The following is a 13,118-nucleotide window of genomic DNA, read 5'->3' on the forward strand; positions in this document are numbered from 1 at the left end:
AAGCTCTCGAAGGTCTACGCCGCCGGGGATACCGACCTGGCCTGGACCAGGCTCACCAACTGGCGCATCCAGCTGGCGGCCGCGCTGGACCAGGTGGACTATTCCCCGGTGGTGTCGGTGGCGGTGGAAGGTGCCGCGGACTCCCCCAGCACCGTCCTGCTGGCCGCCTGGCTGACGCTGGCCCTGAAAGCCCCGGTGACCATCATCGAGGAAGCGGCCGGCACCGGCATCCGCGGCGTGCGCCTGGTGCGCCCCGCCGGGGACGTGCGTATCCTGCGTCCCGGCCAGACCGTGGCCGAACTCATCCTGCCCGGACAGCCGCTGCAGCGGATCACGCTGCCCCGCCGCAGCCTGGCCGAGTGCCTGGCCGAGGAACTGCGCCGGCTGGACCCGGACGAAGTATTTGGCGAGGTCATTACCGAGGGCCTGCCACAGACCAACCTGAGGAGTGTGCGCCGCAGTGAGCGCTGAACCGGAAGTTAGCATCCATGCCGACCCCGCCGCCCTGGCGGCGGCGGCCGCCGGGCGCCTGGTCGCCAGGCTCGCGGCCGTCCAGGCCGAGCGCGTCGAGGCGACGGTAGTGCTCACCGGCGGCACGCTGGGCATCGCCACCCTGGCCGCCGTGGCCGGGACGGAGGGCCTGGGCACCGTGGACTGGTCCCGGGTGAACTTCTGGTGGGGCGACGAGCGGTACGTGGCGCGGGACAGCCCGGACCGGAACGAACGCCAGGCCCGCGAAGCACTGCTGGACCGGCTGGATCTTGATCCGGCGCGCGTCCATACCTTCGGCGCGGCCGGAGAGTACGCCGGGGTCGACGAAGCGGCCCTGGCCTACGCCGAGGAACTGCGGCAGGCCGCGGCGGTGGAGGGCCCGGCGGTCGGCAGCCGCGGGGCCGACGGGCTGCAGGTACCACGCTTCGACGTGCTGCTGCTGGGCATCGGGCCGGACGCCCACATCGCCTCCCTTTTCCCGGAGATGGCCGGCATCCGTGAATCCGGACGCACGGTGGTGGGGGTGCACGACTCCCCCAAGCCGCCGCCGGAGCGCATCTCGCTGACGCTCGATGCCATCAATTCGGCTGCGGAGGTCTGGCTGGTCGCCGGGGGCAAGGACAAGGCCGGAGCCGTGGGCCTGGCCCTGGCCGGCGCGTCCCCCGTCCAAGTCCCCGCCGCCGGGGTCCGCGGGCAGGAAAAGACGCTCTGGCTGCTGGACCAGCAGGCCGCTGCCGAGGTGCCGCGGTCCCTGCTGGACGGCGAAGCCCTGGACCTCCAGGGTTGAGGGCCGCCTACGTGGCTTCCCCCCTGCTGCGGCGCAGCTCGCCCAGCGCCCGGGCCAGGACCTCCTCGGCTTCAGCCGGAGAGCGGCGTTCCTTGGCATAGTCCAGATGGCTCTTGTACGGCTCGGTCCGGCTGTCGCCGAACACGGCCTCCGGGCGCCGGGTACCGGTCCGGCCGCAGCGCGGGCAGTCCCAGTACTCAGGGATTTCCTCCTCCGCCAGATCCGCGAAGACAGGAGTGGTTTCATGCCCCTGGGGACACCGGTAGGTGACCGGCAGCTTATGGACGTCCACCGGGGACCGGCCGGTTTCGGCTTGCCAGCCGGCCAGGCCGGCGCCGGACGCCGAGCCGATACGGATGCCCCGGAATGGATTTGATGCATTAGCCATGTTCATCTCCGTTGATAAACCTACGTCCTGCCGGACACCAGCTTAGCTGCCCCGGTCCCGGGCCACCACGAAAAACGGCCGGCGGCGGTTCCCGAAGGAACCACCGCCGGCCGGTGAAACGTGTGGATCAGGACTCGCCGCTGAAGCGCAGGATCACCCCGAGGGCCACGATGACCGCACCCCAGGTCAGCCCCAGGATGACGGTGAACCGGTTCAGGTTGCGCTCGGCGACGCCGGAGGAGCCGAGGCTGGAGCTCATGCCGCCGCCGAACATGTCGGACATGCCGCCGCCGCGCCCCTTATGCAGCAGGATCAGCAGGGTCAGCAGCAGGCTGGTGATGCCCAGCAGGATTTGCAGGGCGATCTTCAGAGCGTCCACGTCGGCCTTTCACGCAAGAATGTCCCCGGGTGGCCCGCTGCCCTCCGGGGACCGGAATTATTTGGACAGCAGGTGGTGTTCAAACCTGACAATGTTAGCAAATTCGGCCACGTCCAGGCTGGCGCCGCCCACCAGGACGCCGTCCACGTCACGCTCGTTCAGGATCGCCGCCGCGTTGGAGGCCTTGACCGACCCCCCGTAGAGCAGGCGTACGCCGGCGGCCACGCCGTCGTCGTACAGGTCCGCGGTTTCGGCCCGGATCGCGGCGCACATTTCCTGAGCGTCGGCGGGGCCGGCCACCTCGCCGGTGCCGATCGCCCAGACCGGCTCGTAGGCAACCACCAGCCGCGCGGCCTGCTCGGCGGGCAGGCCCGCCAGGTCCGCGCGGACCTGCGCCAGCGTGTGCCCCACGTGGTTGCCCGCCTGGCGGACCTCGAGCCCTTCACCGACGCAGAGCACCGGCACCAGGCCGTGCCGGTAGGCGGCCTTGACCTTGGCGTTGAGCAGCTGGTCCGTCTCGCCGTGGATCGTCCGCCGTTCCGAGTGGCCCACAATCACGTAGCGGCAGCCCAGCCGCGACAGGAACTGGCCGGAGATGTCCCCGGTGTAGGCGCCGGAGTCGTGCTCGGAGAGGTCCTGGCCGCCGTAGGCCACCTTCAGGTCGTCACCCTGGACCAGGGTCTGGATCCCGCGCAGGTCGGTGAACGGCGGGAAGACGGCCACCTCCACCCGGCTGAAGTCGTGGCGGGCGTCGCTGAGGGTCCAGGCCAGCTTCTGCAGCAGGGTGATGGCCTGGACATGGTCCATGTTCATCTTCCAGTTGCCGGCGATCAGCGGAGTGCGGTCGAACTTGCCGTTGGTGGACATAGTCATGCGGTCAGCTCCGATCCAGCGCGGTCAGTCCGGGCAGCGCCTTGCCCTCGAGGTACTCGAGGCTGGCACCGCCGCCGGTGGAAATGTGCCCGAAGGCGGTGTCGTCAAAGCCGAGGGCGCGCACCGCGGCGGCGGAGTCGCCGCCGCCGACGACGGTGAACCCCTCGCTGCCGGTGAGCGCCTTGGCCACGGCACGGGTGCCGTCGGCGAACGCTTCGAACTCGAAGACGCCCATCGGCCCGTTCCAGAACACGGTGTTGGCCGAGTGGATCTGCTGGGCAAAGAGCTCCTGCGAGGCCGGTCCGATGTCCAGGCCGATACCGGCGGAGCCGAAGCTGGAGGATTCCATGTCATTTGCGGGCACTACCTCGTGCGCCGCATTGGCGGCGAACTTTTCGGCCACCACGATGTCGGTGGGCAGCAGGAAACTGCAGCCGGCTTCCTTGGCCCGGGCGAGGTAGCCGCGGACGGTATCCAGCTGATCCCCTTCCAACAGGCTGGAGCCGACCTTGTAGCCCTGGGCGGCCAGGAAGGTGAACACCATGCCGCCGCCGACCAGGATGTAGTCGGCCTTGCCCATCAGGTTCTCGATCACTGCCAGCTTGTCCGAGACCTTGGACCCGCCCAGGACCACCACGTAGGGCCGCTGCGGCACATCGGTCAGCCGGTTCAGCACCTCGACCTCGGTGCGGACCAGGTCCCCCTGGTAGGAGGGCAGCTTGGCCGCGATGTCGAACACGCTCGCGTGCTTGCGGTGCACGGCGCCGAAGGCATCGTCCACGTACGCGCCGTTCTCCCCGGTCAGTGCCGCCAGCTCTGCAGCGAACGCCCCGCGTTCGGCGTCGTCCTTGCTGGTCTCGCGCGGATCGAAGCGCACGTTCTCCAGCACCAGCACTTCGCCGTCGGCGAGGCCGGCGGCCAGCGTCCGGGCGCTCTCCCCGACGGTGTCGTCGGCGAACTTCACGGTGAACGTCGCCAGTTCCTTGAGCCGCTCGTAGGCCGGGCGCAGGGAGTACTTTTCCTCCGGAGCGCCCTTCGGGCGGCCCAGGTGCGCCATCACCAGGACGCGTGCACCCGCCTCGGCGAGCTTGCGGATGACCGGCAGCGAGGCCCGGATCCGCCCGTCGTCGGCCACTTTCAGGGACGGGACTTCCCCGTCCAGCGGTACATTCAGATCCGAGCGGACCAGGACATGGCGTCCGCGGACGCCATCGGCCAGCAGTTCATCGAGAGCGTGTGCAGTCATATCTTCCTTATGCCGGGAGTGTGGCTGGTTCAAGCCTGTTTAAAGCTTCGTTGCTACCAATTCGGCGAGGTCCACCAGGCGGTTGGAATATCCCCATTCATTGTCATACCACGCCATGACCTTAACCTCGTTGCCCGTGACTTTGGTCAAGCCGGAATCGAACGTGCACGAGGCGGGGTCGGTCACAATGTCGGCGGAGACCAGCGGGTCCTCGCTGTAGGCCAGGATGCCGGCCCAGTGCTCCTGGGCGGCAGCGGTACGGTAAGCCTCATTGACCGACTCGACGCTCACCGGACGGCCGACCGTGGCGGTCAGGTCGGTGATCGAGCCGGTAGGCACGGGCACGCGCAGCGCGTAGCCGTCCAGCTTGCCCTGCAGTTCCGGCAGCACCAGCCCGATGGCCTTGGCCGCCCCGGTGGTAGTCGGAATGATGCTCAGCGCGGCGGCGCGGGCCCGGCGCAGGTCGCGGTGCGGGCCGTCCTGCAGGTTCTGGTCCGCGGTGTAGGCGTGCACGGTGGTCATCAGGCCGCGCTCGATGCCGAACTTGTCGTTGAGCACCTTGGCCAGCGGCGCCAGGCAGTTGGTGGTGCAGGAGGCGTTGGAGATGATGTGGTGGGACTTCGGATCGTACCGGTCGTCGTTGACGCCCATCACGATGGTGATGTCCTCGTCCTTGGCCGGGGCGGAGATCAGCACCTTCTTCGCGCCGGCGTCGAGGTGCTTCCGGGCGTCCGCGGCCTTGGTAAAGAATCCGGTGGACTCGATCACGATGTCCACGCCGAGCTTCTTCCACGGCAGCTGGGCCGGATCGCGCTCGGCAAGCACCTGCACCGCGGCGCCGGCGACAACGATGTTCCCATCCTTGGTTTCGACGCTTTCGGCCAGGCGCCCCATGACGCTGTCGAATTTGAGCAGGTGGGCCAGGGTCCGGGCGTCCGTCAGGTCGTTGACGGCAACAATGTCCAGATCCGCTTCCTGGGCCAGTGCGGCGCGGAAGAAGTTCCGCCCAATCCGCCCGAAGCCGTTGATGCCAACACGAATAGTCACTTGAATCTATCTCCTTGGGTAGGCGGATAGCTTGTGTCGGACTTTGCCGGCCGGGGGCACCCCGCGCACCGCGCGGGCCCCGCGGGGTGCCTCCCAGCCAACATCTTAGGCCCAAAGCGGACCGAAGAAGAGGGCGCTAACTACTTGCCCACGGTGATCAGCGAGGCGGCCCCGGAGCGGGCTGCGTCGAAGCGGGCGGCGACATCGGCCCAGTTCACGATGTTCCAGAACGCCTTGACGTAGTCGGCCTTGACGTTCTGGTAGTCGAGGTAGAAGGCGTGCTCCCACATGTCCAGCTGCAGCAGCGGGGTGGTGGCCACCGGCACGCCGTTCTGCTGGTCGTACATCTGCTCGATGACCAGGTTTCCGCCGATCGGCTCGTAGGCCAGGATCGCCCAGCCGGAGCCCTGGATGGTGGTGGCAGCCCCGGTGAAGTGGCCGCGGAAGCTGTCGAAGGAGCCGAAGAACTCGTCGATGGCCGCGGCCAGCTCGCCGGTGGGCTTGTCGCCGCCGTCCGGGGACATGTTGTTCCAGAAGATGGAGTGGTTGATATGGCCGCCCAGGTTGAACTGCAGGTCCTTGGACAGCTTGGCGGCCGCGGCGGCGTCGCCGCCGTCACGGGCCTCGGCCATCTTCTCCAAGGCCGCGTTGGCCCCGGTCACGTAGGCGGCGTGGTGCTTGTCGTGGTGCAGCTCCATGATGCGGGCGGAGATGTGCGGCTCCAAAGCCGCGTAATCGTAAGGCAGATCAGGCAGTTCGTACTTCGTCACGAAACCCTCCGTAGATTCCGGCCGCCGAAGCGGCCTTCGGATTGACCATCCGGGCGGCGGTTCCGCCCGGAAGCTTGCCACTGGCCGTAAACGGCCCAACCCGGGCCAGACCCGGGTAAGTCCCATCCTAGGGATCTTTCACCCATCCAGCATGTCGGGTGTCACGCTGGCCTCGGTGCCCGGGATGCCCAGCTCGGCCGCGCGTTTGTCCGCCATCGCCAACAGGCGCCGGATGCGGCCGGCAATGGCGTCCTTGGTCATGGGTGGTTCCGCCAGCCGGCCCAGCTCGTCCAGGCTGGCCTGCTTGTGGGCCACCCGCAGTTCGCCCGCATAGCGCAGATGGTCCGGTACGTCCTCGCCCAGGATTTCCAAGGCGCGCTCCACGCGCGCCCCGGCGGCGACGGCGGCCTGGGCAGAGCGGCGCAGGTTGGCGTCGTCGAAATTCGCCAGCCGGTTCGCAGTGGCTCGCACCTCCTTGCGCATGCGGCGCTCTTCCCAGACCATCAGTGCATCGTGGGCGCCCATCCGGGTCAGCAGCGCGGCAATGGTGTCCCCGTCGCGGATCACCACCCGGTCCACGCCGCGGACTTCGCGGGCCTTGGCGGTGATTCCGAGCCGGCGGGCCGCGCCCACGAGCGCCAGCGCAGCCTCCGGGCCCGGGCAGGTCACCTCCAGCGAGGAGGACCGGCCCGGCTCGGTAAGCGAGCCGTGGGCCAGGAACGCACCGCGCCAGACCGCCTCGGCGTCGGCGGCGGAGCCGTTGACCACCACCGAGGGCAGCCCGCGCACGGGCCGTCCGCGGGCATCCAGCAGGCCGGTCTGCCGGGCCAGGGATTCGCCGTCGCGCACCACACGCACCACATAGCGGTTGCCGCGGCGCAGGCCGCCGCCGGAAACCACGATGATTTCGCTGTTGTGCCCGTAGACTTCGGCAATGGCGGTGCGCAGCCGGCGCGCCGTCGCAGTCAGGTCCACTTCCGCCTCGATGACGATGCGTCCGGAAATAATGTGCAGTCCGCCGGCGAAGCGGAGCATCGCGGAAACCTCCGCCTTCCGTACCGAGGACTTCCTGATCTCCAGGCGGGAAAGCTCATCCTTGACTGCTGCCGTCAGCGCCATCAACCGGTCCTTACTGCTCAGTGCTCATTCGTTTGCCGACCCTTGGCTGCCCACGAAGATGTCGTGGTAGGCCGCGGCCAGCCGCAGCGGGTCATGGACGGGTCCCCCGCCCAAGGTACCCACTCTACCGAACACCACCTGCGCCCCCAGCCGTCCGGCTTCCTGTTCGAAGCGGGCCCGGTCCTCGACGGCTCCCGGATCTGCCAGGACGTAGTCGAAGCGCATTTCGGGGGCGTACCGCCGCAGCACCGCCAGGTGGTCGGCCGCGGTCATCCCGGAGGTCTCCTTGGTGTCAGTGGCCAGGTTCATAGTCAGCACGCGCCGCGCCGTGGTCCGGCAGAGCGCGTCGCGCAGCTGCGGCAGCATCAGGTGCGGCAGCACCGAGGTATACCAGGAGCCGGGCCCGAGGACCACCCAGTCCGCCAGCTCGATCGCCTCCAGCGCCTCGCCGCAGGCCGGAGCGTCCGCCGGAATCAGCCGGACGTCGTTGACGCGGCAGTCCTTGCCGGCCACCGCCAGCTTGGACTGACCGGTGATGGTCACGGTGGCCAGCCGGCCCTCGGCGGTTTCCGTGAGCACGTCCCCTTCGATCGTCAGGGGTACGGTGGCCATCGGCAGCACCTGACCGCGGGCGCCGAGCAGGGCACCGGCCCACTGCAGCCCGGCCACCGGATTTCCCAGCAGCTCCCAGAGCGTGACGATCAGCAGGTTCCCGACCGCGTGGTTGTCCAGGCTGGCCTCGGTGTGCTCTGCCGACTTGAACCGGTGCTGCATCACGTCCCGCCAGGTGCGCCCCCACTCGGTGTCGTCGCACAGCGCGGCCAGCGCCATCCGCAGGTCTCCCGGCGGCAGCACGCCCAACTCCCGCCGCAGCCGGCCGGAGGAACCGCCGTCGTCGGCCACCGTGACCACCGCGGTCAGGTCCAAGGTCAGCAGCCGCAGCGCAGCCAGCGAAGCAGACAGCCCGTGGCCCCCGCCCAAGGCCACCACCGACGGCGGCTCCTTGAACCTGCCGGTCCCGGCGGCGGTCTGGGGCAGCGGAATCCGCGGCAGCGAACCGGTCAGCAGCGCCATTACTCGCGTCCCAGGTCGCGGTGGGTCACCGTGACCTTAACCCGTGGCAGCTGGGCCAGGCGCTTGGCGAGTTCTTCCGCCACGGCCACCGAGCGGTGCTTGCCTCCGGTACAGCCGACGGCGATGGTGGCGTAGTGCTTGTTTTCCTGCCGGTAGCCTTCGAGTACCGGCTCCAGGGCGTAGACGTAGCGCTTGATGAACTCCTCGGCCCCGGATTCGACCAGCACGAAATCGCTGACCTGCTTTTCCAGGCCGGTGTGCGGACGCAGCGCCGGGACCCAGTGCGGGTTGGGGATGAACCTGACGTCCGCCACATAGTTGGCGTCCACCGGCAGGCCATACTTGAAGCCAAAGCTCATCACGTTCAGGCGCAGGATGATCGGGCCGTCGTCGGAGAACAACTCGGTGATATTGGTGGCCAGCGTATGGACATTCATGTCGGAGGTATCCAGCACCAGGTCCGCGGTGTCCTTCAGGCGCGCCAGCAGCCGGCGTTCGGCCCGGATGCCGTCCGAGATCCGGCCGCCGCCCTGCAGCGGGTGCGGCCGGCGGCCCTGCTCGAAGCGCCGCACCAGCACCTCGTCGGAGGCGTCCAGGAACAGCACGCGGTGGTTCACGGCGCTGGCGGCCAACTGCTGCATGGCGTCCTGGATGTCGCGGAAGAGCGCCTGGCTGCGCACGTCGATCACCACCGCCATCCGCGGCAGCGAATCGGGCATCCGGGCCACCAGCTCGGCCAGCGTGCCCAGCATCTGCGGCGGCAGGTTGTCCACCACATACCAGCCGTGGTCCTCCAGGGCGTGGGCGGCAGTGGTCCGCCCCGCACCCGACATCCCGGTGACCACCAGCAATTCGGATTCAGCCGGCTTAATGGGCGTGAAATCCTCGTCTTCTGACATTGAGCCTTCCCGTTCCGTTCCGTTCCCATGCAGCTGACTGCACCGGACTCAAGCCTAACCAAGTTTGCTAGGAATCGATGATTTCACCGGTGGTCATGTTCACCGCAGGCACGGCCGTATCCTGTCCTGCGGCGGTGTCGAGCTGGCGCCGGATGGAGGCGGCCAGGGCCGGTCCGATGCCGGGCACCTGCACCAGTTCCTCCACCCCGGCGGCCTTCAGCCGCTTGGCCGAACCGAAGTGTTTCAGCAGCGCCTTGCTCTTGGCCGGTCCCAGCCCTTGGATCTCGTCCAGGATGGAGACGGTCATGGACTTGCCGCGCTTCTGCCGGTGGTAGCTGATGGCGAAGCGGTGCGCCTCGTCACGGATGCGCTGGAGCAGGTACAGTCCCTCGGAGGCGCGGGGCAGGATCACCGGGAATTCGTCGTCGGGCAGCCAGACCTCCTCCAAGCGCTTGGCCAGGCCCACCACGTAGATGTCGGTGATCCCCAGGTCCGCCAGCGCCCGGGACGCGGCCGCCACCTGGGGCGGTCCGCCGTCAACGACGACGAGGTTCGGCGGGTAGGCGAACTTGGCCCGCGGGGCGGCCATGGTGGTGTCGGCCAGGACCCCGGCGCCGGACTCCTCCCGGCCGGCGCCCCCGGATCCGTCCGGCGCCAGCTGTTTCGCCGCCTGGTCCGCCAGGTAGTTGCGGAAGCGGCGGCTGATCACGTCGTACATGGATGCGGTGTCGTCCCGGGCCGCCTCGCCGGTGATCGAGAAGCGGCGGTAATCCGATTTCTTGGGCAGGCCATCCTCGACCACCACCATGGACGCCACCACATTGGTGCCCTGCACGTGGGAGATGTCATAGCATTCGATCCGCAGCAGGGCCACGGGCAGCCCCAGCGCCTCCTGCAGCTGCTGCAGCCCGGCCGAGCGGGTGGTGATGTCCCCGGCCCGCCGGCTCTTGTGCAAGGCCAGCGCCTGGTCGGCGTTTTCCTGGACCGTGGCCAGCAGCGCCGCCTTGTCCCCGCGCTTGGGTACCCGGATTTCCATCCGGCTGCCACGCAGCCCGCGCAGCCATTCCTCGAGTTCGGCCGCGTTCTCCGGCTCGGCCGGCAGCAGCACCTGGCGCGGAATCCGGTCCGGCCCCTCGCCGTCGCCGTAGACCTGCTGGAGCAGGTGCTCGATGAAGTCGGCCCGGGTCTGGTCCTCGACCTTCTCCACCACCCAGCCGCGCTGGCCGCGGATGCGGCCCCCGCGCACGTGGAAGACCTGGACCGCGGCCTCCAGTTCGTCCTCGGCCATGGCGAACACGTCGGCGTCGGTGTCCTCGGAGAGCACCACGGCATTGCGTTCGAAGACGCGCTTCAGTGCCGCGATGTCATCCCGGTAGCGGGCCGCGGACTCGTAGTCCAGTTCCGCCACCGCGGCGGCCATCTTCCGTTCCAACGCGGTGATGAAACGTCCGGCTTCCCCGCCCATGAAGGCGCAGAACTCGGCCGCCAGCGCCTTGTGGTCCTCCGGGGAAATCCTGCCGACGCACGGGGCCGAGCACTTGTCGATGTAACCGAGCAGGCAGGGCCGGCCGGTCGCGACGGCGCGCTTGAACACGCCGTTGCTGCAGGTGCGCACCGGGAACACCCGCAGCAGCGTGTCGACCGTTTCCCGGATGGCCTTGGCCGGATAGAACGGGCCAAAGTATTTGGTGCCCTTGCGCCGTTCCCCGCGCATCACCTGGACCCGCGGGAATTTCTCGGACATGGTCACGGCCAGGTAGGGGTAGGACTTGTCGTCCCGGAACATGATGTTGAACCGCGGCGCGAATTCCTTGATCCACGTATATTCGAGCTGGATGGCCTCCAGTTCGCTGCCCACCACGGTCCATTCCACCGAGGCGGCGCTGTGCACCATGGCCCGGGTCTTCGGCTGCAGCGTTTCCGGTGCCGCGAAGTAGCTGGTCAGCCGGGAGCGCAGGTTCTTGGCCTTGCCCACATAGATGACACGTTTGTGTTCGTCCCGGAACCGGTAGACGCCGGGATTGGTGGGGATTTCGCCGGTCCTGGGGCGGTAGCTGGAAGGGTCCGCCATTGCTGCTGCTCTTCTGTTCCTGTGGTGTTCGCGGTTATGTTCGCTGCTATTCGCTGGACTTCGTCTGGTTGTAGGTGCTGGCCCGTTCCTGGCCGGTCAGTTCGGCGATGGCGTCCATGATCTTGTCCGTGGCCGCCCGGCGTGCCGGCAGCGAGTGGTCTGCTCCAACTTTATCGAAATACAGCGGGGCGCCGACCTTCATGGTGAACTGCCGCGGGGTAATCATCAGCCGGTCCGCCGGCTGCAGCTTGTCGGTCCCGATCAGCCCCACGGGCAGCACCGGGGCGCCTGTGGTCAGCGCCAGCCAGCCCACTCCGGTGCGGCCCCGGTACAGGCGCCCGTCCCGGGAGCGGGTACCCTCCGGATAGATGCCGAAGGCCTCGTTCCGCTCCAGGATCTCCAGGGCGGTCTGCAGCGCGGCCACGCTGGCCGCCTGCTCGCCGCGTTCGACCGGGATCGAGCCCACGCTGCTGAAGAACCAGCGCGAGAACATGCCCTTGACCCCCTTGCCCGTGAAGTATTCGGCCTTGGCGAAGAAGGCGACCCTCCGCGGCATCAGGGCCTGGACGATGATGCTGTCCAGGAAGGACTGGTGGTTCGGGGCGACGATGACCGGCCCCTCTTTCGGGAAATTCTCCAGGCCCTCGACCACGGGCCGGCAGGTGGCGCGGATGGCGCCGCGGAACAGCGCACGGGTGACTTCGAAAAACTCCATGGTGCCTACTGCCCCGCGTCCTGGCCGGCGGCCACACCCGCAGCTCTTTGCACCAGGGCACGTTGCATCAATTGTTCCTCCAGCTCCTGTGCTGTACGTACGACGGCGGTGGCCCCGGCGGCTTCCAGCTCGCCTTCGGCGGCAAAACCCCAGGCCACGCCGAGCGCCGGAATACCATGGTGGACGGCGGCCGCCATGTCGAAATGCCGGTCCCCGACCATAATCGCCGGCACCGGCGCGCCGGCAACTGCGGCTCCGGCCGCCAGGGCCTCGGCGACAATCGGGATCTTCCCGTGCCCGTCCGCAGGCGTAGCACCGGGATCATCCAGTTCCGCGCCGTGCAGGTCGTCGAAGTACTCCGCAAGCCCCTGCACCTGCAGCAGCTCCGCGGCGATCGGCGCAGGCTTCTGGGTGGCAACGGCCAACCGTATCCCTTGGCCGCGCAGGCGCTGCAGCAGCAGCTCCATCCCGGGATAGACCCTGCTCTCGGCCATCCCGTACTGCCGGTACTCCGCGCGGTAGAGGCGGATGACCTCGCCCACGCGCTCCTCCGGGACCGCCGCCAGGCTGCGCAGCGAGTCTCCCAGGGGCGGGCCTACCATGGAATCCAGCACCGCCGGGGGCGGAACCGGCAGTCCGGCCGTCGCCAGGGCCCGGCCGATGCCCCCGGTGATCGCTCCGGCCGGGTCGACCAGCGTGCCGTCGAGATCGAAGAGTACCAGGGCCGGAAAGGAAGTCACCAAGGCATTTTTCCACATCAGCCGGGCATTCCGGGCACGCATGCCCTCCGGGGCATGCACGCGCCGGACCGGGCGTGCCAACAGGCGCCGGGTCAGAACGGCGGCGTGTCGACGGAGCCCGTGCCTTCCCGCCCCCGTCCGGCACTCCCGTCCCACCGCTGCCGGTTCCCGCAGGCGGACTGCCGGCAGCGCCGTGCCGCGGTCAGGCGGTACGTGGTGCGGTCCAGGGCCAAAGGAGCACCGCCCACCGGATCCGTCAGGAGCCGGGCGAATGAAGGGGTCCTGGCCGCAAGGCCCGCGGCAACCTCCGCCGGCAGGGGGCCGTGTCCCTGCCGGTCCGCCGGGCCCGCGTCCAGGCTCCGACTCCAGGTCCCGCCCCATCGTCGGGCCAGTCATCCTCGGCATCCGGACCCTCGCCGCCGGCCAACAGGACGCGCAGGGGATCGGGTGCAGGGTCGGCGGAATCAATCGGGACAGGGACGCAGCCAGCCCATGCCCTGCCCTTGGACGCCCAGTCC

General features: G+C 68.8%; 14 protein-coding genes. 2 read left to right on the forward strand and 12 right to left on the reverse strand.

What is annotated here, in order from left to right; all coding sequences use genetic code 11:
* On the forward strand, positions 1 to 471 hold a 471-nt coding region (locus tag ACFQ36_RS05335), incomplete at its 5' end, for a glucose-6-phosphate dehydrogenase assembly protein OpcA (RefSeq protein ID WP_377011365.1).
* The gene (pgl, locus tag ACFQ36_RS05340; RefSeq protein WP_377011366.1) at positions 461 to 1,279 is read left to right on the forward strand and encodes a 6-phosphogluconolactonase; all 819 of its coding nucleotides are present in this window, start codon (positions 461 to 463) and stop codon (positions 1,277 to 1,279) included. The genes ACFQ36_RS05335 and pgl, both read left to right, overlap by 11 nt.
* A 7-nt stretch (positions 1,280 to 1,286) precedes the next feature.
* On the opposite strand, the gene ACFQ36_RS05345 is transcribed toward pgl, so the two are convergent.
* From ACFQ36_RS05345 to ACFQ36_RS05400, 12 genes are all read right to left on the reverse strand, one after another.
* Complete coding sequence (locus tag ACFQ36_RS05345) at positions 1,287 to 1,667, reverse strand: RNA polymerase-binding protein RbpA (RefSeq protein ID WP_377011368.1); 381 nt, start codon at positions 1,665 to 1,667, stop codon at positions 1,287 to 1,289.
* A 127-nt stretch (positions 1,668 to 1,794) separates the two neighbouring features.
* Entirely contained in the window at positions 1,795 to 2,046 is a 252-nt protein-coding gene (gene secG / locus ACFQ36_RS05350) for a preprotein translocase subunit SecG (protein WP_377011370.1), read from the reverse strand.
* A gap of 57 nt (positions 2,047 to 2,103) precedes the next feature.
* Entirely contained in the window at positions 2,104 to 2,919 is an 816-nt protein-coding gene (tpiA, locus tag ACFQ36_RS05355; protein WP_377011372.1) for a triose-phosphate isomerase, read from the reverse strand.
* Between the two features lie 4 nt (positions 2,920 to 2,923).
* The gene (locus ACFQ36_RS05360; protein ID WP_377011374.1) at positions 2,924 to 4,165 is read right to left on the reverse strand and encodes a phosphoglycerate kinase; all 1,242 of its coding nucleotides are present in this window, start codon (positions 4,163 to 4,165) and stop codon (positions 2,924 to 2,926) included.
* Between the two features lie 39 nt (positions 4,166 to 4,204).
* The gene (gene gap, locus ACFQ36_RS05365) at positions 4,205 to 5,212 is read right to left on the reverse strand and encodes a type I glyceraldehyde-3-phosphate dehydrogenase (protein ID WP_377011377.1); all 1,008 of its coding nucleotides are present in this window, start codon (positions 5,210 to 5,212) and stop codon (positions 4,205 to 4,207) included.
* Positions 5,213 to 5,352: 140 nt separating this feature from the next.
* The gene (locus tag ACFQ36_RS05370) at positions 5,353 to 5,982 is read right to left on the reverse strand and encodes a superoxide dismutase (RefSeq protein WP_377011379.1); all 630 of its coding nucleotides are present in this window, start codon (positions 5,980 to 5,982) and stop codon (positions 5,353 to 5,355) included.
* A gap of 138 nt (positions 5,983 to 6,120) precedes the next feature.
* A complete protein-coding gene (whiA, locus tag ACFQ36_RS05375) occupies positions 6,121 to 7,101 on the reverse strand; it encodes a DNA-binding protein WhiA (RefSeq protein WP_377011381.1) in 981 nt (326 codons plus the stop codon).
* Positions 7,102 to 7,125: 24 nt separating this feature from the next.
* Positions 7,126 to 8,175 (reverse strand): uridine diphosphate-N-acetylglucosamine-binding protein YvcK, encoded by a 1,050-nt coding sequence (gene yvcK / locus ACFQ36_RS05380; RefSeq protein ID WP_377011383.1) that lies wholly within the window; start codon positions 8,173 to 8,175, stop codon positions 7,126 to 7,128.
* A complete protein-coding gene (gene rapZ, locus ACFQ36_RS05385) occupies positions 8,175 to 9,074 on the reverse strand; it encodes an RNase adapter RapZ (RefSeq protein ID WP_377011385.1) in 900 nt (299 codons plus the stop codon). Before rapZ ends, yvcK begins: the two co-directional genes overlap by 1 nt.
* A 67-nt stretch (positions 9,075 to 9,141) precedes the next feature.
* A complete protein-coding gene (uvrC, locus tag ACFQ36_RS05390; protein WP_377011387.1) occupies positions 9,142 to 11,145 on the reverse strand; it encodes an excinuclease ABC subunit UvrC in 2,004 nt (667 codons plus the stop codon).
* A 46-nt stretch (positions 11,146 to 11,191) separates the two neighbouring features.
* Positions 11,192 to 11,860, reverse strand: a complete 669-nt coding sequence (locus ACFQ36_RS05395) for a lysophospholipid acyltransferase family protein (RefSeq protein WP_377011389.1) — start codon at positions 11,858 to 11,860, stop codon at positions 11,192 to 11,194.
* A 5-nt stretch (positions 11,861 to 11,865) separates the two neighbouring features.
* Positions 11,866 to 12,600 (reverse strand): HAD hydrolase-like protein, encoded by a 735-nt coding sequence (locus ACFQ36_RS05400; RefSeq protein ID WP_377011391.1) that lies wholly within the window; start codon positions 12,598 to 12,600, stop codon positions 11,866 to 11,868.
* Between the last annotated feature and the right edge of the window lie 518 nt (positions 12,601 to 13,118).

This window comes from Arthrobacter sp. GCM10027362, from assembly GCF_042679445.1.
In the GTDB taxonomy this organism is placed as follows: domain Bacteria; phylum Actinomycetota; class Actinomycetes; order Actinomycetales; family Micrococcaceae; genus Crystallibacter.

Bases quoted from the DNA above. Each gene is read 5' to 3' on its own strand.
- whiA (WP_377011381.1), bottom strand. From the start codon at position 7,101: ATGGCGCTGACGGCAGCAGTCAAGGATGAGCTTTCCCGCCTGGAGATC.
- ACFQ36_RS05395 (WP_377011389.1), bottom strand. From the start codon at position 11,860: ATGGAGTTTTTCGAAGTCACCCGTGCGCTGTTCCGCGGCGCCATCCGC.
- tpiA (WP_377011372.1), bottom strand. From the start codon at position 2,919: ATGACTATGTCCACCAACGGCAAGTTCGACCGCACTCCGCTGATCGCC.
- ACFQ36_RS05360 (WP_377011374.1), bottom strand. From the start codon at position 4,165: ATGACTGCACACGCTCTCGATGAACTGCTGGCCGATGGCGTCCGCGGA.
- uvrC (WP_377011387.1), bottom strand. From the start codon at position 11,145: ATGGCGGACCCTTCCAGCTACCGCCCCAGGACCGGCGAAATCCCCACC.
- rapZ (WP_377011385.1), bottom strand. From the start codon at position 9,074: ATGTCAGAAGACGAGGATTTCACGCCCATTAAGCCGGCTGAATCCGAA.
- yvcK (WP_377011383.1), bottom strand. From the start codon at position 8,175: ATGGCGCTGCTGACCGGTTCGCTGCCGCGGATTCCGCTGCCCCAGACC.
- ACFQ36_RS05345 (WP_377011368.1), bottom strand. From the start codon at position 1,667: ATGGCTAATGCATCAAATCCATTCCGGGGCATCCGTATCGGCTCGGCG.